At 68.7% G+C, this 21573-nt stretch carries 18 protein-coding genes and 1 pseudogene; 7 read left to right on the top strand and 12 right to left on the bottom strand.

Annotation, left to right across the window (positions count from 1 at the left end):
• Positions 1-11: 11 nt before the first annotated feature.
• The 6 genes from CLV71_RS50860 to CLV71_RS44290 all read right to left on the bottom strand — a co-directional run bounded on the left by CLV71_RS50860 (position 12) and on the right by CLV71_RS44290 (position 4735).
• Positions 12-656: an O-methyltransferase gene (locus tag CLV71_RS50860; RefSeq protein ID WP_133908982.1), complete on the bottom strand. Its 645-nt coding sequence runs from the start codon at positions 654-656 to the stop codon at positions 12-14.
• A 159-nt stretch (positions 657-815) separates the two neighbouring features.
• Positions 816-920 carry an aspartate 1-decarboxylase gene (locus CLV71_RS44310; RefSeq protein ID WP_243867404.1) on the bottom strand — a complete coding sequence of 35 codons (105 nt, stop codon included), beginning with the start codon at positions 918-920 and terminating at the stop codon, positions 816-818.
• A 133-nt stretch (positions 921-1053) separates the two neighbouring features.
• Complete coding sequence (locus CLV71_RS44305) at positions 1054-2058, bottom strand: NAD(P)H-dependent flavin oxidoreductase (RefSeq protein ID WP_133908981.1); 1005 nt, start codon at positions 2056-2058, stop codon at positions 1054-1056.
• 152 nt (positions 2059-2210) lie between these two features.
• Positions 2211-2603 carry a hypothetical protein gene (locus CLV71_RS44300; protein ID WP_133908980.1) on the bottom strand — a complete coding sequence of 131 codons (393 nt, stop codon included), beginning with the start codon at positions 2601-2603 and terminating at the stop codon, positions 2211-2213.
• 237 nt (positions 2604-2840) lie between these two features.
• Entirely contained in the window at positions 2841-3509 is a 669-nt protein-coding gene (locus CLV71_RS44295) for a TetR/AcrR family transcriptional regulator (protein WP_133908979.1), read from the bottom strand.
• 62 nt (positions 3510-3571) lie between these two features.
• On the bottom strand, positions 3572-4735 hold the full coding sequence (locus CLV71_RS44290; protein ID WP_133908978.1) for a TetR/AcrR family transcriptional regulator: 1164 nt from the start codon (positions 4733-4735) through the stop codon (positions 3572-3574).
• A 172-nt stretch (positions 4736-4907) separates the two neighbouring features.
• On the opposite strand from CLV71_RS44290, the gene CLV71_RS44285 reads away from it, so the two are divergent.
• Positions 4908-6482 (top strand): long-chain-fatty-acid--CoA ligase, encoded by a 1575-nt coding sequence (locus tag CLV71_RS44285; RefSeq protein ID WP_133908977.1) that lies wholly within the window; start codon positions 4908-4910, stop codon positions 6480-6482.
• A gap of 15 nt (positions 6483-6497) precedes the next feature.
• Here CLV71_RS44285 and CLV71_RS44280 read toward each other — a convergent pair whose 3' ends face one another.
• Positions 6498-7661, bottom strand: coding sequence for an acyl-CoA dehydrogenase family protein (locus tag CLV71_RS44280; protein ID WP_133908976.1), 1164 nt, complete (start codon positions 7659-7661; stop codon positions 6498-6500).
• A gap of 37 nt (positions 7662-7698) precedes the next feature.
• On the bottom strand, positions 7699-9306 hold the full coding sequence (locus CLV71_RS44275) for a succinic semialdehyde dehydrogenase (RefSeq protein ID WP_133908975.1): 1608 nt from the start codon (positions 9304-9306) through the stop codon (positions 7699-7701).
• A gap of 180 nt (positions 9307-9486) precedes the next feature.
• Here CLV71_RS44275 and CLV71_RS44270 point away from each other — a divergent pair, with 180 nt between their 5' ends.
• The 5 genes from CLV71_RS44270 to CLV71_RS44250 all read left to right on the top strand — a co-directional run bounded on the left by CLV71_RS44270 (position 9487) and on the right by CLV71_RS44250 (position 14559).
• Positions 9487-10686, top strand: a complete 1200-nt coding sequence (locus CLV71_RS44270; RefSeq protein ID WP_133908974.1) for an oxygenase MpaB family protein — start codon at positions 9487-9489, stop codon at positions 10684-10686.
• A gap of 114 nt (positions 10687-10800) precedes the next feature.
• The gene (locus CLV71_RS44265) at positions 10801-11577 is read left to right on the top strand and encodes an enoyl-CoA hydratase-related protein (protein ID WP_133908973.1); all 777 of its coding nucleotides are present in this window, start codon (positions 10801-10803) and stop codon (positions 11575-11577) included.
• Positions 11578-11588: 11 nt separating this feature from the next.
• Entirely contained in the window at positions 11589-12794 is a 1206-nt protein-coding gene (locus tag CLV71_RS44260; protein WP_133908972.1) for an acyl-CoA dehydrogenase family protein, read from the top strand.
• Complete coding sequence (locus tag CLV71_RS44255) at positions 12791-13825, top strand: phosphotransferase family protein (RefSeq protein WP_133908971.1); 1035 nt, start codon at positions 12791-12793, stop codon at positions 13823-13825. Before CLV71_RS44260 ends, CLV71_RS44255 begins: the two co-directional genes overlap by 4 nt.
• Complete coding sequence (locus tag CLV71_RS44250) at positions 13822-14559, top strand: SDR family NAD(P)-dependent oxidoreductase (RefSeq protein ID WP_133908970.1); 738 nt, start codon at positions 13822-13824, stop codon at positions 14557-14559. Before CLV71_RS44255 ends, CLV71_RS44250 begins: the two co-directional genes overlap by 4 nt.
• A 104-nt stretch (positions 14560-14663) precedes the next feature.
• Here the strand turns inward: CLV71_RS44250 and CLV71_RS44245 are convergent, their stop codons facing one another.
• The 4 genes from CLV71_RS44245 to CLV71_RS44230 form a co-directional block, all read right to left on the bottom strand.
• Complete coding sequence (locus CLV71_RS44245; RefSeq protein WP_133908969.1) at positions 14664-15881, bottom strand: oxygenase MpaB family protein; 1218 nt, start codon at positions 15879-15881, stop codon at positions 14664-14666.
• Positions 15882-16090: 209 nt separating this feature from the next.
• Positions 16091-16567 (bottom strand): (2Fe-2S)-binding protein, encoded by a 477-nt coding sequence (locus CLV71_RS44240; RefSeq protein WP_133908968.1) that lies wholly within the window; start codon positions 16565-16567, stop codon positions 16091-16093.
• A 12-nt stretch (positions 16568-16579) separates the two neighbouring features.
• The gene (locus tag CLV71_RS44235) at positions 16580-18835 is read right to left on the bottom strand and encodes a molybdopterin cofactor-binding domain-containing protein (protein WP_133908967.1); all 2256 of its coding nucleotides are present in this window, start codon (positions 18833-18835) and stop codon (positions 16580-16582) included.
• A gap of 7 nt (positions 18836-18842) precedes the next feature.
• On the bottom strand, positions 18843-20054 hold the full coding sequence (locus CLV71_RS44230) for an oxygenase MpaB family protein (protein WP_133909002.1): 1212 nt from the start codon (positions 20052-20054) through the stop codon (positions 18843-18845).
• 490 nt (positions 20055-20544) lie between these two features.
• Between CLV71_RS44230 and CLV71_RS49910 the strand changes: the two are divergent.
• Positions 20545-21546: pseudogene (locus tag CLV71_RS49910) on the top strand (polyprenyl synthetase family protein); the annotation flags it as partial.
• Positions 21547-21573: the final 27 nt, after the last annotated feature.

The following is a 21573-nucleotide window of genomic DNA, read 5'->3' as shown; positions in this document are numbered from 1 at the left end:
CGCCCGATCTCTCAGGTATCCCGCCACTGCGGCAGCCGGATGCTGGCGGCCGGGATGCCCAAAACGCCCCTGATCGCCGCGGAGATCCGACGATTCTTCTCGGGTGACCGGACGGTCGCCTGTCGAGCCCCGGTTGCATAGTCTTCATGGAGATCTCCATGCCGCCACGGCCCGGCACGGTGACCGATGTGAAAGGGCCCGCGGGATCGCGGACATAGCCGAGGTAGTCCGCGTACTGCCTGTGGCCGCTGACTCGTTGTCGCACACCACCAACGCCCAGGAACGGCGCCTTGGCGCCACCAGTTCCAACGCGGGCAGTGCCATCGGGATCGCAGGTCGCCCTCGCGGACGTCCACATAGTCCGCCAGCCCGGCCTCCGCCAGGTTCTCACGCGCTGCCGCCGCCTTGCCCGGTTCGTGCTCGGCGCCGATCACCTCGCCCTCGCCCCCGCTCGCGGCGATCGTGTCCCGCACCGCGGCGGCGAGATAGATCGTCGAGACACCGTAGGAGGTCCCCGCCTCGACGACACGCCTCGCGCTCAGTGCCCGGCACAGTAGATGACACAGCTCGGCCTTGTGCGGATCGAGAGCGACCAGCTTGTCCGCCAACCACTTCTTCCCGCCCTCGGACTGGGGTCGGATCCCAGGTGCCGTCACGTAACCGGCTCAGGACAGCCTTGACAAGCATGGGCCGACGGCGGCCGCCCTCTGCCGCTTGCTGCGCGCTGTCAGGCCACCGGTAGTCGCCTCGCTCGGCGACCACGAGAGTTCGTCGGCCGGGAGACGGCCGCTCGCGGTCGACCCGTGTCCACCGGTTCACTCCACGAGCTGGCCGCGCTCACCCTCGCGAACGTCCGCGGCGGCCATGAGGTCGGCGTCGATGGTCGGCGAGCCGACGCAGTGCAGGTCAGCCTGGGTCACGGTGATGCGGTTGGGGATCTCAGTATTTAGGGTGGCCAACCACAGGTGCGATTCGTGGCAAGACAATCACGGGATCGGGTCGGAGTTCGGGCGTCTCAGGGCCCGGTCCGGTTCGGTCGCGCAGCGCCGGTCGTCACGCCCCTGCCGCCCTCGTCGGTGCCGTCGTGCGGCCGACGGTCGGGGCCAGTCGCTCCCGGATGAGCTGCCCTGCCTCGTCGACGATGCGCCGGATCAGCTCACCCACGGTGGGAATGTCGTGGATCAGGCCCTGCACGACGCCTGCCGACCAGATGCCCTCGTCGAGGTCACCCGTCTCGAAGACCGCACGTCCGCGCGCCCCCGCGACCAGGTCACGCACGGCCGAGAAGTCGCCGCCCCGGTCGAGGATCGCCACCACCTCGGCGGACACCGCGTTGTGCGCGACCCGCGCGGTGTTGCGCAGCGAGCGGAAGATCAGCTCCGTGTCCCGCTCGGTCGATGCCACGAGGCGGCGCTTGACGTTGTCGTGTACCGGCGCCTCCTCCGTGGCCAGGAAACGAGTGCCCATGTTGATCCCGTCGGCGCCGAGCGCCAGGGCGGCGACCAGACCACGCGCGTCCGCGAACCCGCCGGAGGCGATCATCGGGATCGAGATCAGCTCCGCCGCGGCGGGGATCAGCACCAGGCCGGGCACGTCGTCCTCGCCGGGGTGACCGGCGCACTCGAACCCGTCGATCGAGATCCCGTCGACACCGAGTTCCTGCGCCTTCACCGCGTGCCGGACGCTGGTGCACTTGTGCAGCACCTTGACCCCACCGGCCCGGAACGCGGGCAGGTGCTCGGCCGGGTTGAAGCCCGCCGTCTCCACCACCGGGATCCCGGACTCCACGATCACGTCGCGGTACTCCGCGTACGGAGGCGGGTTGATGGTGGGCATGATCGTCAGGTTCACTCCGAACGGTTTGTCGGTCAGCTCACGACACCGGCCGATCTCCTTCGCGAGGTCCTCCGGCGAAGGCTGGGTAAGCGCGGTCAGAAATCCCAGGGCTCCGGCGTCCGCGACGGCGGAGACCAGCTCGGCACGACCGACCCACTGCATCCCGCCTTGCACTATTGGATGCTCGACGCCGAACACCTCACAGAACCGCGTACGCACCATCGCTCACTCCCTGTCCGCGACCGCGCGGTCGCACGAGTTGAAAGGCGGGATCGTGCGACCGCTACGCAGTCGCGCAAATCGGCAGCACAAACCGCCGGCACGGTGGTCCCGGCAGAACTGGTTGGGACCACCGTGCCGCTGGTTCGTTCAGATCACGGGACGACGAACTCGAACTCGCCGCTGGTCGTACCGAGTGGGCTGGTCGCCGTGTAGTGGATGGTGGCGGTTTCCCCACTCACGAAAGGACCGCCGTGCCACGAGCCGTCGAACGAGCCCAGCCGGCCCGCATCGACCGCCAGGGCGCCCGAGGCGGTGTTGTCGGCCTGCAGCGTTCCTTCGAACGAGCTGGTGATCGGTCCGAGCGGAGTCGTTATCGAGCAGCTACCGCTGACCGTGGTTTCGGTGATCTCCCAGGTGCACGCCTGGGAGGCCACCGACGCCGGAGCTGCCGTGACTTCGGCTGCCGCTGACGCGGGAGCGGCCGCCAGAGCCAGGGCGACGGCGGCCCCGGCGCCGGTGAGGAGCAGGCGAGAGACGGACTTCATCGTTGATCTCCGTTTCGTTCGCGGAACTCACAACGTACGTACACGCCGATTATGCGTGAACCGCGGCAGGAATGATACGCCAATGTGAGTTGCGTATCATCTGCACGTCGGACGGTCACTGTGAAGTATTTTCAGCTGTTTCGAAAGCTGACCCGGACCCTTTGTCCGGGCACAGCTGAGCACCTTCCGCCGCCTACACGGCCGTCAGGGGAACAGAGAAATTGACGGCGAGATCGGTCAGACGCCCGGCTCCAGCATCGGCACCAGGAACCGTCGCGCCACAGTGGCCAACTGTTCGTCGTCGTCGATGTCGACGACCTGGCTCGGGATCACGAGAAACGAGGCGGAGACCCGGACCATCAGCTCGGCCACGAGATCGATGTCCAGCTCCGGGGACACGTTGCCCGCCTGCTGCTCGCTGCGGAGCTGGCCGGCGACGAACTGGCGCACCGTCGCGAGGGTCCAGCCGCCGTCCCCGATCACGGAGGTGGCGAGCAGGTCCGGCTCGATGTCGATCAGTCCACCGATCAGCGGGTTGCCGCGGATCGCCCGCAATGAGCTGACGAATCCCAGTACCACGCGATCGGCGACGGTCTCGGCGCGCTCGATATCCACGAGGAACTGGTCGAAGTACCGCCGAAACTCCCGCCGAACCACATGTTCGACGAGTACGTCCTTCGTGGCGAACCGGCGGTAGACGGTTATCCGCGAAACCCCCGCCCTGCGGGCCACATCCTCCATCGTGGACCGCTGGATACCCATCCTGCAGAACTGCACGTACGCCCCGTCGAGAATCCGCGCACGCGACTCGTCCGCATCGGCGACGCCTTCGAGGGCGTCGGTGTACGCCCGCTCCAGAACGGACTCCGCCCCGGAAGACATGAGAGAGGACAACGCCGAGTCCATGATCACCTCCGAGGGCTGATACGCAAAATCCGTGCTTGTTTCATTATATCAGAACCTCCAGCTCACAGCCCCAGCGCGCTCATGAGCAAGGCAGCGACAGCGCCCCGGTTCCCAGGACTGTCGCGCCAGCGCAGTTCGCGGCCTGTCTCGACCACCGTGCCGAAGCCGGCGTGTACGAGCACCCGGGCCTGGCGCGAGTCGAGCTCGGGACGGACCAGCCGGAGTTGTTGTTCCCACAAGGCGATGTGTTCACGCTGCGCGATGACCAGGGGCCGCTGCAGGGTGGCGGGCAGGCCGATGAGTTCGGCGTTGGCGACGCTGGTGAGCGCGGTGTGTTCGAAGCTGTAGGCCACATGGGTCGCCCCCAGCGCGTCCAGCGCCGCACGCGGATCCGTCAACCCGCGCAGGCCCTGTTCCACCGCTTGGGCCAGGAGGCCCGCGGCCTGCAGGCAGGCCGCGGCGAGGATGTCGGCCTTGCCGGGGAAGTAGCGGTAGATCGCGGACGGGACCAGCCCGACGGCCTCGGCGATCCTGCCGTTGGTGACGTTGGCGAACCCATCGCGTTCGAACAGTGGGATCGCCGCCGCGAGGATCTCTGAGCGTCTGGTGCGCGGCACGGGCGGGGTGGGCACGTCTACGAGGCGTGCGGTGCCGGCTGCCGTCGGGTCGGTCGCGGCCACACGTGTGGCGGAGGCCAGGAGCAGGTCCTCCACTCGGCGTTGGGCGATGGAGGTGCGGTGCATGGTGATGGAGCCGATCACCCCGAGGGCGGCCGCGGCGCGTAGGTGTGCGTCGGGCAGCGGGTGCTCGTGGCGTACCGTGCTGGTCACGCGTGCGACGACGTGGGCGAACTTGGCCTTGAGCACCGCGCGGTCCTCGCGGTTGAGGTAGCGGGCCTCCCAGCGGTAGATCCCGCCTGTGTCACGGTGGGCGACGGTGACCCGGGTGACGGCGGTGAGGACGTCCATGAGGGGTGCCTCGGGCGGCATCTCGTCGAGCGCGGCGACGAGCCGGTCGACCATGACGTTCGCGCATTCGGCGAACAGCGCGTACTTGTTCGGGAAGTGCCGGTACAGGGCCGCGGCCGTGATGCCGACGCCCGAAGCGATCTCCTCCATCGACGCCGCGTGGTAGCCGCGCTCGCTGAACAGCCGGCCGGCTGCCTCGACGACAAGCGTCCTGCGGTTGCGCGGCCGGACGGCCGCGGCCGGCCCGGCGGTCGTCATGACAGCCGGGCGGCTGCACGAGGGATCACGGCCATGCGTCAGTGAACCACGGAACAGATCGGCACGGCACGGCAGCTGCGTGATTTCCGATTAACTTAGTGCTTCTCAACCGGTCGGGTGACCCGGCATAATGACGCCGCGAACGCACAGAACCGCAGTGAGAGGTGGCCCAATGACGAGCCAGTCGGCGCCCGCATGGACCTTCCGCAACCACTGGATGGCGCACGCGGCCACGCACGCGATGATGCGGCCGGACAGGCCCGCGCTGCGCTATCTCGGGGAGACCACGACCTGGGCGCAGTTGTCGTGGCGGTCGTTGCGGCTGGCTGCCGGTCTCGCGGACCGGGGGGTGGTCGATGGTGACCGGGTAGCGCTGTTGACGCTGAACCACCCGTGGTTCGTGGAGAGCGTGTTGGCGGCGAACAGTCTGGGGGCCATGGCCGTGCCGCTCAGCTTCCGGCTCGCGCCGTTGGAGCTGGACTACATCCTCGCTGACTGTGCGCCGTCGGCTGTCGTCGTGGACGCGAAGTTGTTGCCGCTGCTTCAGGCGGTGCCGGGTGCCGGGTCGATCGGGACGGTGATCGTCATCGGCGAGTCGGACGCGGTCGACGGCCACGTCGCGTACGAGGAGTTCCTGGCCGCGCACGAGCCGATGGAGCTGCCGGACGTGAGTGAGGAGTCGACGGCGCTGGTGATGTACACCTCGGGTACGACGGGGCGACCGAAGGGGGTGTTGCTGTCCCATCGGAACATGCAGCTGCAGGCGCTTACCTGTGTTCGTGCGATGGAGATCTTCGACGACTCCGATGTCGGTTTCCTGACCGCGCCCTTCTTCCACATCGCGGGGTTGGGTTCGATGGTGGCGAACTTCCTGGTCGGTGGGGTCACGGTGATCCACCCGTTGGGAGCGTTCGACCCGGAGGCGGTGCTCGACGCGTACGAGCGTGAGGGCGCCACGGTGGTGTTCAACGTGCCGCAGCAGTGGGACCTGATCTGCGCGCAGCCGGACATCGACAAGCGTGACCTGAGGCTGCGGATCATCAGCTGGGGTGCCGCGCCGGCGAGTGACGCGACGTTGCGTGCCATGGCCGAGTGCTTCCCGGACGCGGTGAACGTGGCGGTGTTCGGCCAGACCGAGACCTCGCCGATCACCTGCGTGCTGCGTGGCGAGGACTCGTTGCGCAAGCTCGGTTCCGTGGGCCGGCCGATCCCGACGCTCCAGTACCGCATCGTGGACGACGCCATGAACGACGTCGCGCCCGGCGAGGTCGGCGAGATCGTCTACCGGGGACCGACGGTGACGAAGGGCTACTGGAACAAGCCGAAGGAGACCGCCGAGGCCTTCACCGGCGGCTGGTTCCACTCCGGCGATCTGGTCAAACAGGACGACGAGGGCTTCGTCTGGGTCGTCGACCGCAAGAAAGACATGATCATCAGCGGTGGGGAGAACATCTACTGCGCCGAGCTGGAGAACGTCATCGCCGAACACCCGGCCGTGCTGGAGGTCGCCGTGATCGGGCGGTCTGACGAGCGTTGGGGTCAGGTGCCGGTCGCGTTCGTCTCCCTCGCGCCGGGAGCCGAGCTGTCCCTCGGGGAACTGGTCACGTTCCTCGAGGGACGGCTCGCCTCGTTCAAGATGCCCAAGGACCTGGTCGCGGTCGACGGCCTGCCCCGCAACGCGGGCGGCAAGGTCGTCAAGGGTCAGCTGCGTGACCAGGACCAGAGGCAGGCGTCGGCACGGGTCTGAGCGTCGGCCGCGACCTCACAGGCCGAGGTCGCGGCCGACGATCTCCTTCATGATCTCGGTGGTGCCGCCGTAGATGGTGGTGATGCGCGAGTCCAGGTAGTCATGGGCGATGCGGTACTCGAGCATGTAGCCATAGCCGCCGTGCAGCTGCAGACACCGCCCGACGACGTTCACGTACTGCTCGGTGGTCCAGAACTTCGCCGCCGCCGCGTCCACCGCGGACAGTTCACCTCGAACGTGCCTGGCCAACAAGTCGTCGATGTATCCGCGGCTCACCCGGACAGCGGTCACCATCTCGGCAAGCTCGAAACGCGTGTTCTGGAACGAACCGATCGGCTGCCCGAACGCCTTGCGCTGCTTGACATAGTCCAGGGTGCGCTCCAGCACCCCCTCGGCGGAAGCGACCGCGTTCGCCGCGATGGAGATCCGTTCCTGGGGCAGGTTGCGCATCAGCCCCGCGAAACCCGACCCTTCCTCACCGAGCAAGTTCACGGCGGGCACCCGCACGTCGGAGAAGAACAACTCGCTGGTGTCCTGGGCGTGCAAACCGATCTTCTCCAGGTTGCGACCACGCGAGAAGCCGTCCCGGTCGGCCTCGACGACCAGCAGGCTGAGCCCCCGGTGCCGGTCCGGCCCGGTCCGGACGGCGGTCACCACGAGATCGGCGTTCTGCCCGTTGGAGATGAAGACCTTGCTGCCGTTGACCACGTAGTCGTCGCCGTCGCGCACGGCGGTGGTGGCGATGCCGGCCAGGTCGCTCCCGGTCCCCGGCTCGGTCATCGCGACCGCGACGACCAGCTTCCCCGCCGCGATACCAGGCAGCCAACGCGCCTTCTGCTCATCGTTGGTCAGATCCGTGAAGTAGGGAATGACGATGTCGTTGGACAGCGCCACGCAGGCGAGGCCGTCCGACACGGGGTCGCGGGAGAACTCCTCACCGATGATCGCGTTGAAGCGGTAGTCGGTGATGCCGCCACCGCCGTACTCCTCCGGGATGCCGAAGCCGAGGATTCCCGCCCTGGCCGCCTCCTCGAACAACGCACGGTCGACCTTCCCCTCCGCCCGCCACCGCTCCACGTGCGGCGCCGCGTGCTTGTCGACGAACGCACGCACCGTGTCACGCAGCAGCTCGTGATCAGGTTCGTACAACGACCGTCCGGTAGGGATCGCACTGGTCATGCGGGTTCCAATCTGTGGTACTCGGGCAACGTGTCACTCACCGCATTCCCAGGCGGCGTAGCAGGGTCAGCTGTCGGTTGGTGCTGCGGACGAAGCTCTCCGCGGAGGAGGCGGGTGGCGGGCCCAGTGGCATGAGTCGCTGGATGGCGATGGTCTGGCTCTCGGTGTACTTGAGGATTCCCTCGACCCCGTGGCGTCGGCCGAGGCCGCTGTCGCCCATGCCGCCCATCCCGGCCTCGACGCTGCCCGCCGCGGCCGCCGCGCCGTCGTTGATGTTCACCGAGCCGGCCCGGATGCGTCCGGCCATTCGTTCGGCCTCCCGCGTGTCCCGCGACCACACCGACGCCGACAGCCCATAGGTGCCCTGGTTGGCGAGCGAGACCGGGTCGCCTTCGTAGGAGTACAGCGAGATCACCGGCCCGAACGTCTCCTCCGCGCAGACGGCCATCTCGGGCGTGACGCCATCGAGGACCGTCGGCTCGTAACACAGTGGACCGATATCCGGACGGGCACGGCCACCCGCGAGCACGGTCGCCCCGTGGCCCACCGCGTCCGCGACGTGTGCCTCCACCGCCGCCAGCTGCGCGGACGAGACCAGCGACCCGATGTCGGCGTCGTAGTCGTACGTCTGGCCCACCCGCAGCGATCTGGCCACCCGCACCAGCTCGTCACGGAACGCGTCGTACACCTTCTGGTGCACGTAGACACGTTCGACGTGGATGCACATCTGCCCGGTGTTGGCGAACGCGGCCACCGCCGTGCCGGCCGCCGCGGCGGCGATGTCGGCGTCTGCACGGACGATGAGCGGGTTCTTGCCACCCAGCTCCAGAGACACGCCGACCAGCCGCCGCGCGGCACGCTCCGCCACCGTACGGCCCGTGGCGGTCGAACCGGTGAAGCAGACGAAGTCGACCGCGTCGATCAGGGCGGTCCCCACCACCGAGCCGGACCCGGTCACGACCTGCCACAGGTCGTCCGGCAGCCCCGCCTCGGCCAGCAGTGCGCGGGTCCACAACAGGGTCAGCGGGGTCTGGGAGTCCGCCTTCGAGACGACCGCGTTGCCGGCGAGGAGCGCCGGCAACACGTCGCCGACCCCGAGGTAGAGCGGATAGTTCCAGGGAGAGATGACGCCGACGACTCCCTTCGGCACCCGCACCTCCCTCACCTTCGTCAGGCCGGGCACCATCCCACGCACACGTTTCGGAGTCAGGTAGCGGCGTGCGCGGCGCGCGTAGTGCCTGGCGATCGTCGCGACCTGCGCCACCTCCTGCCAGGCGTGATACCGCGCCTTGCCCGTCTCCCACTGGATCAGGTCGAGCACCTGCTCCTGCCGCGCCAACAGCAGGTCGTGGAAGGCGAGGACGATCTCGCCGCGACGCGCGAACGACGTGCTCGCCCAGTCCCGCTGTGCCGCCCGGGCGCCGGCGGCGGCAGCCGAGACATCCTCAGGGACGCAGGAAGGGACCGACGCGGTCGGCGACAGGTCGTAGGGCGCCAGGGCGGTGACCGGTTCACCCTCGCGGGTCGGGTCTCGACGTACCCACCCACACCACCGCGCGACCAGCTCGTCCGTCACCCAGGCCGGGCGGGAGGTCGCCTTCGTGGTGGTCGGCAGCGCCGGTGTCCGGGCCTGTTCCGTGGTCATGCGACTCCTCTGGCGTGTGGCGGACCGGTCCCGCTGCGACGCGGGTCTCTTGCCGACGAGCAACTCGGGCCATTATGTTAACGAAGATTCTCGTCTTCGATCAACCTGTGTACGGTCAGCTATCTGCTTGGAAGTGGCGGAAGCGAAATCCAAAGCCTACCGAGGAAGCTAGGTAAGTAAATGCGCGATCTCAGCAGAAGGAACATGCTGTCGCTCGGGGCCGCACTCGGCCTGGTGAGCGTGGCCAGTGCCACCTCGGCGCTCGCGGCACCTCGTGCGGCCGCGGCCGCCGCGGATCCGTGGTGGGCCTGGGACGATGAAGTGGACGCCCTGTTGGCGGACCTCCTCCGCACCGGCCAGGTCCCGGCGGTCAACACCGCGCTGCGGTCCTGGGTCGACAACAACGACGCGCTGCCCGGTGGCCTGCCCGCGAACCTCGCGACCTGGCTCCAGAAGGTCAACAAGCTCCCGTCCTGGGCCGACCGCGCCAAGCTGCGCCTGGCCGCGGATTTCAACCGGCGCAAGGACACGTACCTGTTCATGCTGTACGGCCTCGGCAGCGGCATCATGAGCACGGTCATCCCGCGTGAGGCCAAGTCGGTCTACTGGTCCGCGGGCGGGGCGAACATGCAGGACCGCGCCGCCAAGACGTTCACCTTCGGCTACGACCTGAGCGACCTGAACGCCTTCGAGCCGTCCGGCCAGTTCGTGGTCACCGCCAACAAGACCCGCCTGGTGCACGCGGCGGTGCGCAGTCTGCTGCCGAGGTCGCCGCACTGGCAGGCGGTCGCGGACGAGCCGAACAGGCTGCCGATCAGCAACGGCGACATCCTCGTCACCTTCCACAGCCTCGGCACCTTCGCGCACAAGAAGCTGAAGGAATGGCGTGTGCCGATGACAGCCGCGGAGGAGGAGGCCTTCCTCCACTCCTGGCAGGTCGCGATCTACCTGCTGGGCGTGCGGGAAGAGTTCATCCCCCAGACCTGGGCGGCGGCCGAGGCGCAGTCGGCGCAGGTGCTGACCCCGATCCTCACCCCCTCGGTCGAGGGCAGGGAACTCGCCGAGGACCTGCTCGGGCTCACCGCGCAGATCGACATGGGCGTCACCCGCGGCTTCCTCAACGAGTTCGTGCGCTACGTGCTCAGTGACCAGGTGGGCGACTGGCTCCACCTCCCCCGCGACTACGGGGCGTCGGCCCTCATCCACGCCGGATGGCCCGCCTACATCGCCTTCCGCGAAGGGCTGATCCCCATCGTGCCAGCCGGGTTCTACCTGTTCGACCAGTTCATCCGCGCGCTCGCGATGCTCTTCCTCAACAAGGGCGCCTCACCGACCGCCACCCTCATCACCATCCCCACCGCGAACCGGCCCGGCGCCTGAACCGGCCGAGCCCGCCTGGCCTCGCCTCTCCCGTGCACGGCGGGGCGAGGCCACCGCGCCGCGGCGAACACAGCGATCGTCAGGCTTCCCGCCCAAAGGTGAAAGGCCCCCACCGTGACCACACCGACCGTCCGGACCGCGCAGACGGGTGCCGTCCTGCGGATCACCTGGAACCGACCGGACGCGCTCAACGCGCTCACCGGTGAGATGCTCGCGCACGCGGCCACCGCCATCGAACACGAGGCCCAAGACCGGGCCGCACGGGTGATCGTGCTCGCCGGCGCGGGGCGCGCGTTCAGCTCCGGCGCGGACCTCCACCAGGTCAACCCGGACCAGTCGCCCGACACGGAGACCGTCGAGGCGGCGAACCGGCTCATCCGGGCGATCCGGACCGTGCCCGTTCCGGTCGTGGCGGCCGTGCGCGGTGCGGCGGCGGGCGTCGGGTGTTCGATCGCGCTGGCCGCCGACCTGACCGTCGCCGCGGAGTCCGCCTACTTCCTACTGGCCTTCACCGGCGTAGGCCTCATGCCCGACGGCGGTGCGACCGCCTTCGTACCGGCGTCCATCGGACGCGCCAGGGCCACCAGGATGGCGATGCTCGCCGAACGGATCGACGCCGGCACCGCCGAGGACTGGGGGCTGATCAGCGCCGCGGTTCCCGATGACCGGTTCGACGAGAAGGTCGACGCGCTCGTCGAACGGCTGTCGTCCGGACCGACGGCGGCCTACGCGCAGATCAAACGGGCGCTCGACGCCACGTCGCTGGGCGGCCTGGAGTCCGCGCTGGAGGCCGAACGCGCCGGGCAGCTCGCCCTGTTCGGCACCCGTGACTTCGCCGAGGGTGCGGCCGCCTTCCTCGGCAAGCGCGCGCCACGGTTCGTCGGCGAGTGAGGGAGAGCGGGGTGACGACCAGCTTCGAACTCGACGCCGCCGTGGCCGAGACCACGCGCCGCACCGAGGAGCTCGTGCGGGACGTCGTGCTGCCGGTGGAGGCCGAGTACGACGGTCGCGCCCACGACGCCGCCGAAGGTTTGCGCCTCACTCTCCAGGACGCGGCGCGTACGGCAGGGGTGTTCGCCCCGCACGTCCACTCGCGCTACGGCGGACTGGGTCTCGGTATGCGCGACCGCGCACCGGTGTTCGAGGCGGCCGGTTACTCCCTGTTCGGTCCGCTCGCACTGAACTGCGCCGCCCCCGACGAGGGCAACGTCCACCTGCTGGAGCAGGTCGCCACCGCCGGGCAGCGAGAGCGGTACCTGCGTCCACTCGCGACCGGGGCCGTCCGGTCGTGCTTCGCGATGACCGAACCCGCGCCAGGAGCGGGCTCGGACCCGGCCGCGCTCACCACCACCGCCGAACGCACCTCCGCCGGTTGGCTGCTCAACGGGCGCAAGTGGTTCATCACCGGTGCGGTCGGTGCCGCCTTCGCCATCCTCATGGCCCGCACCAGCGGCGAGCCCGGCTCCCAGGGCGGCGCGACGATGTTCCTCGTCGACGCCGGCCTGCCCGGTTTTCGGCGCCTGCGTGACATACCGACCATGGCCGAGAGCTTCTTCGGCGGCCACGCCGAGCTGATCCTGGACAACGTCGAGGTACCGCACGACGCCGTGCTCGGCGACGTCGACCAGGGCTTCCGCCACGCCCAGGTCCGCCTCGGTCCGGCCCGCACCACCCACTGCATGCGCTGGCTGGGTACGGCACGTCGGGCAGCCGACATCGCGATCGACCGGGCCGCCACCCGAAAGGTCTTCGGTACGCGTCTCGGCGAACTCGGGATGGCCCAGCAACTGATCGCCGACAACGAGATCGACATCGAAGCCAGCCGCGCCCTGGTGCTGAAAGCCTGCTGGGAACTCGACATCGGCGCCCCGGCCGCGCAGATCACCGCCATCACCAAGACCTTCGTCGCCGAGGCTGTCAACCGCGTGGTCGATCGCGCCCTGCAGATCTGCGGTGCCCTCGGCGTCTCCGACGACATCCCACTGCACCGCCTGTACCGCGAGGTGCGCCCGTTCCGCATCTACGACGGCCCGTCCGAAACGCACCGCTGGGCGATCGCACGACGGGTCCTGCGCACCGCGGCCCAGCGCCTGGAAGGCGACCGATGACACTCGCACAGGCACCACCCGGCATCGAACTACCGGCCCTGCGCCGCTACTTCCACGACCACGTCCCGGAAGCCGGCGGCGACGTCCACGTCGAGCTCATCACCGGCCGCAGGTCCAACCTCACCTACCTCGTCACCGACGACCGGCACCGCTGGGTGCTGCGCCGCCCGCCTCTGGGACCACTCACCCCGACCGCACACGACATGGCACGCGAGTACCGGGTCGTCGCGGCACTGCAGGGCTCCGGTGTTCCCGTGCCCGCACCGGTCGCGCTCTGCGAGGACGCCGATGTGCTCGGCGTCCCCTTCTCCGTCGTGTCCTACGTGGAGGGCAGGGTGCTCCGCGACGGCGACGATGCGGAACGCATCGGCGAGGACGTGGCCGCTCGCTGCGGCCGAGCGCTGGCCGACGCCCTGGCGGCGCTCCATGCCATCCCCTACGACAAGATCGGGCTCGGCGACTTCGGCAGGCCCGACGGCTACCTCGAACGGCAGCTGCGGCGCTGGCGTGCCCAGTGGGAACGGGTGGCCACCCGCGACATGCCACGACTGCGCGTCCTGCACGACCGGCTCGTCGAGATCCTGCCCCGGCAACGGATCGCCACGATCGTGCATGGCGACTACCGCCTGGACAACACCATCCTCGACCGTCACGACCTGGGCTGGATCGTCGCCATCGTCGACTGGGAGATGTCCACGCTCGGTGATCCGCTCACCGACCTCGGTCTCCTCCAGGCGTACTGGGACCCGGTGACCCGGCCGCTGCTCGGGGTCCGGCACGCGCCCAGTGCGAACCCCGGGTTCCCCACCGCCGACCAACTCGCCCAGCGCTACGCCGAGACCAGTGGTCGCGACATCGGCGACCTGCGTTTCTACCGAGCCCTCGGCTACTTCAAGCTCGCCGTGATCGCCGAAGGCATCCACCGGCGCCACCTCGCCGGCGCCACCGTCGGCACCGGCTTCGAGAAGGTGGGTCGCGCCGCCCACACCCTGGTCGACGCCGGGCTACGCACGACAGGAACAGTCGCATGAGGACTCGAACGGCGCTCGTGACCGGGGCATCACGCGGCATCGGCCGCCAGATCGCCCGGCGACTCGCACAGGAGGGTTACGCCCTCACCGTCTCCGCCCGGCGGGAACCCGGGCTGCTCGACGCGGCGGACGAACTGCGCGCGTTCGGCGCGGAGATCCACATCGTCGTCACCAACCTCGCCGACGAGCACGACGCGCGCCGGCTGGCCGCCGCGCACGCAACGCGTTTCGACCACCTCGACCTACTCGTGCTGGCCGCGGGTGTGGGCACCCGGGGATCGGTGGCCGAGATGCCGATGAAGCTCTACGACCTGACGCTCACCGTGAACCTCCGGTCCCAGTTCCTGCTCATACAGCAGACCCTCCCGCTCCTCCGCGAAGCGGCGGCGACCGCTCCCCTGCGCGGCGCCAGGATCGTCGCGCTGGCCTCGATCACCGGCGTCGCCGGCGAGCCGGGCCTGGCCGCCTACGCCGCCGGCAAAGCCGCGTTGATCTCGTTGTGCGAGACGGTGACACTGGAGGAGTCATCCCACCACGTCACCGCCACGGCCATCTCTCCCGGCTTCGTCGACACCGACATGACACAGTGGACACACGAAGCGCTCGCCCGCGAACCAATGCTCACCACCGACGACGTCGCCGAACTGGTACTCGCCCTCACCCGGCTCTCCACCCATGCCGTCGTGCCGAACATCGTGCTCACCCGCGCGGGCGAACGGATCTGGCGACCCTGACACCTGTCACCTTCTTCTGGCTGCCCTCAGCGAGAAGGTGCCCGGCGAACTCGTGTTCCGCGAGCGGACAGGAGTTCTCCGGGCACCTCGGAACGCACTACGCGTCAGGGACGGTTGCCGGTCGGGATCTCGATGCTGAACTGTTGTCCTCCGGACAGGAACAGCGTGACGGCCTGGCGGAGGAGCTCGTCGAAGGTCCACCAGAGTTCCGGCGTGCCGGGGAAGGCGAGGCTGAACTCCTTGGCCGCGATGAACGCGGGCCAGAACACCGCGAAGGCCGGATCCCAGAGCACCTCTCGGGGAATCCGAAGCCAGTCGGCAATCCGGTCACCGAGCGTGTAGCGGGTGAACGCGCCGAGCAGGTTCGGGGTGAGGAGCCCCCCGTCGATCTCGGCGCCGAGGTTGAGCAGGATCTTGGCCAGGTTGATCCCCTCGGGCGTCGGCGCCAGGATCGGGTCGAGGACCTGCTTGGCCTGGGCGTCGGCCTCGGCCCACGACGCGGGGATGTACTCGTCCTTGATACCCAGCATGTGCGCGCTCAGCTGCCACACGTGCAGGTAGGCGGCGGAGTGGGCCGAGGTGACCGGCACCTTCCACACGCCCAGCTTCTGCATCACCGTCGTGGCCAGACTGTGCCAGGTGACCATCATGTCGGCCTGGCTGATCGGAATCTGCTCGTCGGCGGCCCCGTCCCAGCCGGGCGACTGGGGAAGCAGATGCCGCACCGCCGCATGGACCAGCCGGGTCTTGACACAGGTCACGATCATCTGCCCGTTGGGGTTGAACGCGTTCGCCGTGCCGATGTCGTAACCGAGCCTCGCGGTCTTCTTGATGCGGTCCTTCATGTCCGCACCACCCTTGGAGTAATAGACCGCCCGCGCCTCGTGCGGGATGGCCGTACTCATCATGCCGCTGGCCAACCCGTACAGGACGCCGAGGTAAGTCCCGCGCTTCTTGTAGAAGTCCAGAGCGGTGTCCAGTTTGGCCTGGTTCGCCCACGACGGAAGCCGCCGGGCCGTCTCGATGAAGTCCCGCAGATCGGCGGGCAGACCAGCGGGCAGCGCCTGCCCGTTCGTCGTCCAACCCCGCAGCAGCTCGTTGACCCGCGGCACATCGCCCCGGTCGAGCAACGAGGCCACCAGCGGGTCGGCCACCTCGTCCCACACCCATTTCGGATCGGTCCCCGCTCCAGTGCCTGCCACCGACCCGGCGGCCGACCACGTCCACGGCACCGCCTGCGCGGGTGTCGCTATCGTCAGTGCGCCGAGCGCACCCAGCGCCCCGCCCACCTTCAACATGTTGCGCCTGCTGTGTTTCTCCATGATCTTCGCTCCTCTTCGTCGAGGCCGACCGACGCAACGCACTATTTTGATACAATGAAACGGAAACACACTCTATGTATCATGAGAACACACGGAATAGATCATCACAAGAGCAATCAGGGCTTGTCACGAAGGCCGGACGGTGTCGATGGAAACGAACGACCGCCGCCACGGCGACACCGCATGCCCGAACCGGCTGACTGGCCGCCTCACATGTTCGCCGCACCCGACCTGATGGCTTCCCGGATGCGGAAGTACGTGCCACAACGACAGATGTTGCGCAGACCGTCGAGGTCGGCGTCGGTGATCTGCCTGCTCTCCTCGGCCGCACGGCGGACCAGCGCCACGGCGGCCATGATCTGACCGGGCTGGCAGTAGCCGCACTGGGCGACGTCGTGGTCGAGCCACGCCTGCTGCATGGGATGCAGCTCCGCGCCGACCGTGGCTGGCAGGCCCTCGATGGTGGTCACCTCGTCGGTCGGCTGGATGTCTCCGACGGGGATGGCGCAGGGGTTGACCGCCTTCCCGTTGAGGTGGCTCGTGCACGCCTTGCAGACGTTGATGCCGCAGCCGTACTTCGGGCCGGTGATGCCCAGGACGTCGCGCAGCACCCACAGCAGGCGCACGTCATCGGCGACGGTGACCGTGACCTGTCGTCCGTTGACGCGGAAGGTGTGCTGTGGCACCGGAACCTCCATTCAGCTGGCGTAGGTCAGACCGTTGGTCGGCGACGGGGGTACCGGCGGGACGGTGGGCTTGGGCTCGAAGGACAGGGTGCCGTGGTTGATCGGGAAGCTGGTGGGCATCGTCCCGGTGGCACGACCGTAGGCACACGCCACCGCGGCCATCGACGCGGCGACGCCCAGTTCGCCGGCGCCGCCGGGAGTCTCCGACGTCGGCGGCATCACGATGATCCGCAGGTCCAGCGGGGTGTTCCACTGCCGGGTGTAGAAGTAGTTGTCCCAGCTGGCTTCCAGGAAGTACCCGTCCCGCAGGTGCAGGCTGGAGGTCAGGGCCAGCGCGATGCCGTCGGAGACACAGCCCATCATCTGGGCCTCCAGACCGCGCGGGTTGACGGCCAGCCCGACGTCGACGGCGAAGACGACCTTGGTGACACGGGGTCCGGTCACACCGTCGCGGACCGGCCGGTTGACTGTCTCCGGCCGGCAGTCGATCTCCACCAGGGTCGCGCTGACCGCCTTGTACTCGGCGTGGAACGCGATGCCCTGCGCGGTGCCGGCCGGCATCGCCCTCCCCCACTGTCCGGCCTCGGCGACCTTGTCCAGCACTGCCCTGGACCGGTCGTCGCGGAGGAAGTCTCGCCGGAACCTGTACGGGTCCTTGCCCATCCGCGCCGCCAGCTGGTCCACGATCAGCTCGCGAGCACACGTGACGTCCGGCGAGTACACGTTGCGCATACTGCCGGTGTTGAACCCGGTGTCGGTCTCGGACAGCAACCGCGTGCTCGCGCCGAAGTTGTAGGACATGGTCTGGCTGAGCTGGAAGAACGTCTCGGAGAACCCGATGTCGCCCACGGGAAGCTGTGCGACGAACGCGGTGATGACCTCGCCGAGCCCGTGCCCGAGGTCGGTGGCGACACTGGTGTGCCGCTGGTGGTAGCTCAGCACTGTGCCACCCAGGTAGGAGGCACGCACCCGGGAGGTGGCCATCGGGTGGGCGCGGCCCTGGCGGGCGTCGTCGGCGCGGTGCCACATCAGCTTGACCGGCTTGCCCACCTTCTGTGACACCTCGGCGGCTTCCAGCGCGGCGTCGAAGAAGAGCTTGCGCCCGAAGGAGCCACCGCCCTCCACGACGTGTACGGCCACCCGCGACTCGGGCAACCCGAGTTTCGTGGCGATGGTCTGCCGGGCGACGATCGGGGACTTGAGGGCAGACCAGATCTCCGCCCGGTCAGCGCGCACGTCGGCGATCGCGCAGTTCGGCTCCAGAGCACTGTTGCCGCGGAAGTGGAACGTGAACTTCGCCTCCACGGTGGGGGCTGGTGACGGGAGTCCGAGCGGGATCTCGGCGCGCTCGAGTTCCCGGAGCACGATCTCGTCGGACTTCCCCTCCGCGGTGCCGGGTCGCCAGGAGACCCGCAGCGCGCGGACGCCGTCGATGCACTGACCGAACGTCTCCGCCCGTACCGCCACCCCGGTGGAGATCACCACGACGTCGGTGACACCCGGCATGGCACGCACCTCGGCGAGGTTCGCGACCGACCGGACGGTGCCGTTGATGGTGGGGGCGCGGCACACCATCGTCGGCTTCGCGTCCGGCACGTCGAGATCCATCGTGAACCTCTTGCGTCCCGTGACCGCGTCCAGCGCGTCGACCCGGCTGTGCGGTCTGCCGATCACGGTGAAGCTCTCGCGTGCGGTCAGTTCGACCGGCACCTGCTGGTCCCGCGTGCTCGCGGCCTTCGTGGCCAGCACGCCGATGTCGACGCTCCGGCCGGACCGGTCGCTGATGACGCCCGCGGCGATGGTCAGGTCGGTGGCCGGCGCGCCGAGCTCACCCGCCGCGGCCTCCAGCAGCCTGCGTCGGGCGAGGGCGGCGGCGACCCGGATCGGGGTGTAGGTCGCGATGGTCGTGTTCGACCCGCCGGTGAGCTGGTTGAACAACAGCTCCGGCCGGGCATCTGCCAGCGTGACCCGCACCCGCTCCAGCGGGACGGCCAGTTCCTCGGCGATCAGCATGGCACTCGAGGTGGTGATGCCCTGTCCGACCTCGGCGCGAGGCAGGGCGAACGACACCGTGCCGTCCGCGTTGACCTCCACCGAGATGAGGCCCGAGGTCGGCAGCGCCGCCACGGTCATCAGGTCGTTGAGATCGACGATGTCCGTGATGTCCGCCGACGTCGCGGGTGCGATACCGAGTTCCGCGGCGGTCACGAGCGTCGGCGCGGCGAGCACGTAGCCGAGAAACCGCCGACGCCCGATGGTCCCGTCCATCCCGGACTCAGTTCGGCCGGTTGCCGGTGGGGATCACGATCTTGGTTTCCTGTCCCTTGGTGAGGAAGAGCAGGATGTACTGCCGGAGCGCCTCGTCGATGGTCCAGGCGATCTCGGGCACCAGCGGCGCGGGGATGAGCGCCTCCCGGAACCGCACCAGGATCGGCCACACGGTCGCGATCGTCCCTTCCCAGAACGGATCACGCGGGATCTGGTCCCAGGCCGCCACCTGGGGGTCGACCAGGAACCGGGCCAGCGCGTTGACCAGCGGCCTCGTGATGGTGCCGGTCTGCTCCGCCAGCTGACCGAGCAGGATGTCGGTCAGCTCCACACCTTCGGGCGTCGGCCCCATGTTCGGCGGCAGCACCTGGTCCGACTGGGCGTTGGCGGCGGCCCAGTCGGCGGGGATGTACTCGTCGCGGACGCCGAGCAGGTGCGCGGTCACCTGCCACACGTGCAGGTACGCGTCGCGGTCGGCGGTGCTCATGGGCACCTGCCACTCCAGCATCTTGCGCATCGCGTAGGTCGGCAGGGTGTGCCAGGTGACCAGGATGTCCTCCTGTGAGATTGGGATGTCCCCCGACCAGTGCGGCGACTGTGGCAGCAGGTGCCGCACCGCGGCATGTACCAACCGCGTCTTCACCGAGTTCACGATGCAGTTGCCCTCGGGCCGGTAGGCGTCCAACGCCCCGACGGCGAACCCCAGGATACTCGTCTTGGCGACGCGGTCCTCCATGTTCGCGCCACCCGCCGAGTAGTAGACCGACCGTGCCTCCTTCGGGATGGCGGTGCTCAGCATGCCGCCACCCACGCCGTTGAGCAGGTTCAGGTACAGGCCCCGCCGCTTGTTGAAGTCCGCCGCGGTCGCCAGCTTGCCCGGGTTCGCCCACGACGGCAGCTGCCGGTTGCGCTCGATGAAGTCATGGAGGTCCGCCGGCAGTCCGCCGGGCAGCGGCTGGTCGTTCCGGACCCAGTCCCACAGCAGCTGGTTGACCAGGGGTACCTCGCCGCGCTCGAACAACGCCGCGACGACCGGATCGGCCTCCTCGTCCCACACCCACCGCGGATCGGCACCGGCACCGGCACCCGCCACCGAACCACTGGGCGCCCAGGTCCACGGCACGGTGCGCGCCTGCGCCGGGACCGCCATCCCCAGCACGCCGAGCGCGCCAAGAGCCCCGCCCGACAACAACATCTTGCGCCTGCTCAGCTCCGCCATCGCCCGACTCCTCCTCGAGTCACGAACCCTCATGATATTATGATACTTAACACGTACTCTTATATCATCGCAAGGACCCGGGTCCAGCAGACCGGTCGAGGAGGTCACCGGATGCCTGCGACTACCGGCCCGCCTCCGACAGTCGCAGGCATCCACTCATCCGGTGCCCCCGCGGCTCGACACCCTGAGCGTATTGGTTCCGATCCAGCCTGGACTGTCCGCGAAGGGCAGCGCAGTGGGAGAGAACCTTCGAGGTAGCAACTGAGACCATTCGGGACACTCACCCGGACCATCCTTTGTAGAGGAATGGTCAGCGTTGCAAGTTCGCGCGGAAAGCGTCTATGCCACAAGGGTTTCTGGATGTCAACACAGAAACAATGATCTTGATCATTCGACTTGTTGTGGGTATCGGACTCATCACTCGATGGTGTAACAAGAACTCTACGATCGCACGCGGCGGACCGATCCTCGACGGGAAGGTACTTGCCGAATGGCACCCCTTGACATCGCTGTAGGTCGGACCGGCGTTGGTATTCTGGAGTGGACTCGCGGGCTCGTGGACCCGGCTCTGCGGGCGGCGGTGGACCGATTACCGAAGCCGGTGGGCCGGATCGCCGGTTACCACTTCGGTTGGCAGGACGAGGAGGGCACACCGGTCGACGGCCCGTGCACGGGCGGCAAGTCGATCCGGCCGGCACTGGTGTTGCTCGCGGCGAAAGCCGTGGGCGGCACCCCCGAACAGGCCCTGCCCGCGGCGTGTGCCGCGGAGCTGGTGCACAGCTTCTCCCTGCTGCACGACGATGTCATGGATCGCGACCTGACGCGCAGGCACCGGCCGACGAGCTGGACGGTTTTCGGCTCCAGCGCGGCGATCCTGGCCGGCGACGCCCTGCTTACCCTGGCATTCCACGTACTCGCCGACGCCGAGCAGTCCAAGGCGGCGGCCGGGATGCGCACGCTCTCCTCGGTCCTGTACGACCTGGTCGACGGGCAGTGCGCGGACATCTCGTTCGAGGAGCGCGCGGACGTCACCCTCGCGGAGTGCGTCCGGATGGCGGCCGGCAAGACCGGTGCGCTGCTCGGCCGCGCGTGCGGCCTCGGGGCGATCTTCGGTGGTGGCGAACGGACGCAGGTCGACCGGCTGCGCGAGTTCGGTGAACACCTGGGACTGGCTTTCCAGTTCGTCGACGACCTGCTCGGCATCTGGGATGACCCCGCCGTCACCGGCAAGGCCGTGCACTCGGATCTGTTCAACCGCAAGAAGTCCCTGCCGGTGGTCGCCACGCTCACGTCCGGCACCGCCGCCGGGGAGGAGCTGGCCGACCTGTACTTCCGCGACAGAGCGCTGACCGGTGGCGACCTCACCCGTGCCGCGGAGCTGATCGAGTCGGGAGGTGGTCGGTCCTGGGCCGAGAAGCAGTCCCGGGAACATCTCGACCTGGCACTGTCCTGCCTGTGTGACGCCGGGTTGGACCAGTACGCCGCGGCCGAGCCAGCTCTACGATGGTGGTACGACCGA

Source organism: Actinophytocola oryzae, assembly GCF_004364325.1.
Classification (GTDB): domain Bacteria; phylum Actinomycetota; class Actinomycetes; order Mycobacteriales; family Pseudonocardiaceae; genus Actinophytocola; species Actinophytocola oryzae.
The sequence above is the reverse complement of the archived record's forward strand: the minus strand, read 5'-3'. Positions and strand labels throughout refer to the sequence as shown.

What these genes read in the sequence shown, in the direction of transcription:
- CLV71_RS44275 (WP_133908975.1), bottom strand. Translation starts at nt 9,306, where the DNA reads ATGACCACGGAACAGGCCCGGACACCGGCGCTGCCGACCACCACGAAG.
- CLV71_RS44295 (WP_133908979.1), bottom strand. Translation starts at nt 3,509, where the DNA reads ATGGACTCGGCGTTGTCCTCTCTCATGTCTTCCGGGGCGGAGTCCGTT.
- CLV71_RS44300 (WP_133908980.1), bottom strand. Translation starts at nt 2,603, where the DNA reads ATGAAGTCCGTCTCTCGCCTGCTCCTCACCGGCGCCGGGGCCGCCGTC.
- CLV71_RS44290 (WP_133908978.1), bottom strand. Translation starts at nt 4,735, where the DNA reads ATGACGACCGCCGGGCCGGCCGCGGCCGTCCGGCCGCGCAACCGCAGG.
- CLV71_RS44235 (WP_133908967.1), bottom strand. Translation starts at nt 18,835, where the DNA reads ATGGACGGGACCATCGGGCGTCGGCGGTTTCTCGGCTACGTGCTCGCC.
- CLV71_RS44255 (WP_133908971.1), top strand. Translation starts at nt 12,791, where the DNA reads ATGACACTCGCACAGGCACCACCCGGCATCGAACTACCGGCCCTGCGC.
- CLV71_RS44280 (WP_133908976.1), bottom strand. Translation starts at nt 7,661, where the DNA reads ATGACCAGTGCGATCCCTACCGGACGGTCGTTGTACGAACCTGATCAC.
- CLV71_RS44250 (WP_133908970.1), top strand. Translation starts at nt 13,822, where the DNA reads ATGAGGACTCGAACGGCGCTCGTGACCGGGGCATCACGCGGCATCGGC.
- CLV71_RS44305 (WP_133908981.1), bottom strand. Translation starts at nt 2,058, where the DNA reads ATGGTGCGTACGCGGTTCTGTGAGGTGTTCGGCGTCGAGCATCCAATA.
- CLV71_RS44230 (WP_133909002.1), bottom strand. Translation starts at nt 20,054, where the DNA reads ATGGCGGAGCTGAGCAGGCGCAAGATGTTGTTGTCGGGCGGGGCTCTT.
- CLV71_RS44245 (WP_133908969.1), bottom strand. Translation starts at nt 15,881, where the DNA reads ATGGAGAAACACAGCAGGCGCAACATGTTGAAGGTGGGCGGGGCGCTG.
- CLV71_RS44285 (WP_133908977.1), top strand. Translation starts at nt 4,908, where the DNA reads ATGACGAGCCAGTCGGCGCCCGCATGGACCTTCCGCAACCACTGGATG.
- CLV71_RS44270 (WP_133908974.1), top strand. Translation starts at nt 9,487, where the DNA reads ATGCGCGATCTCAGCAGAAGGAACATGCTGTCGCTCGGGGCCGCACTC.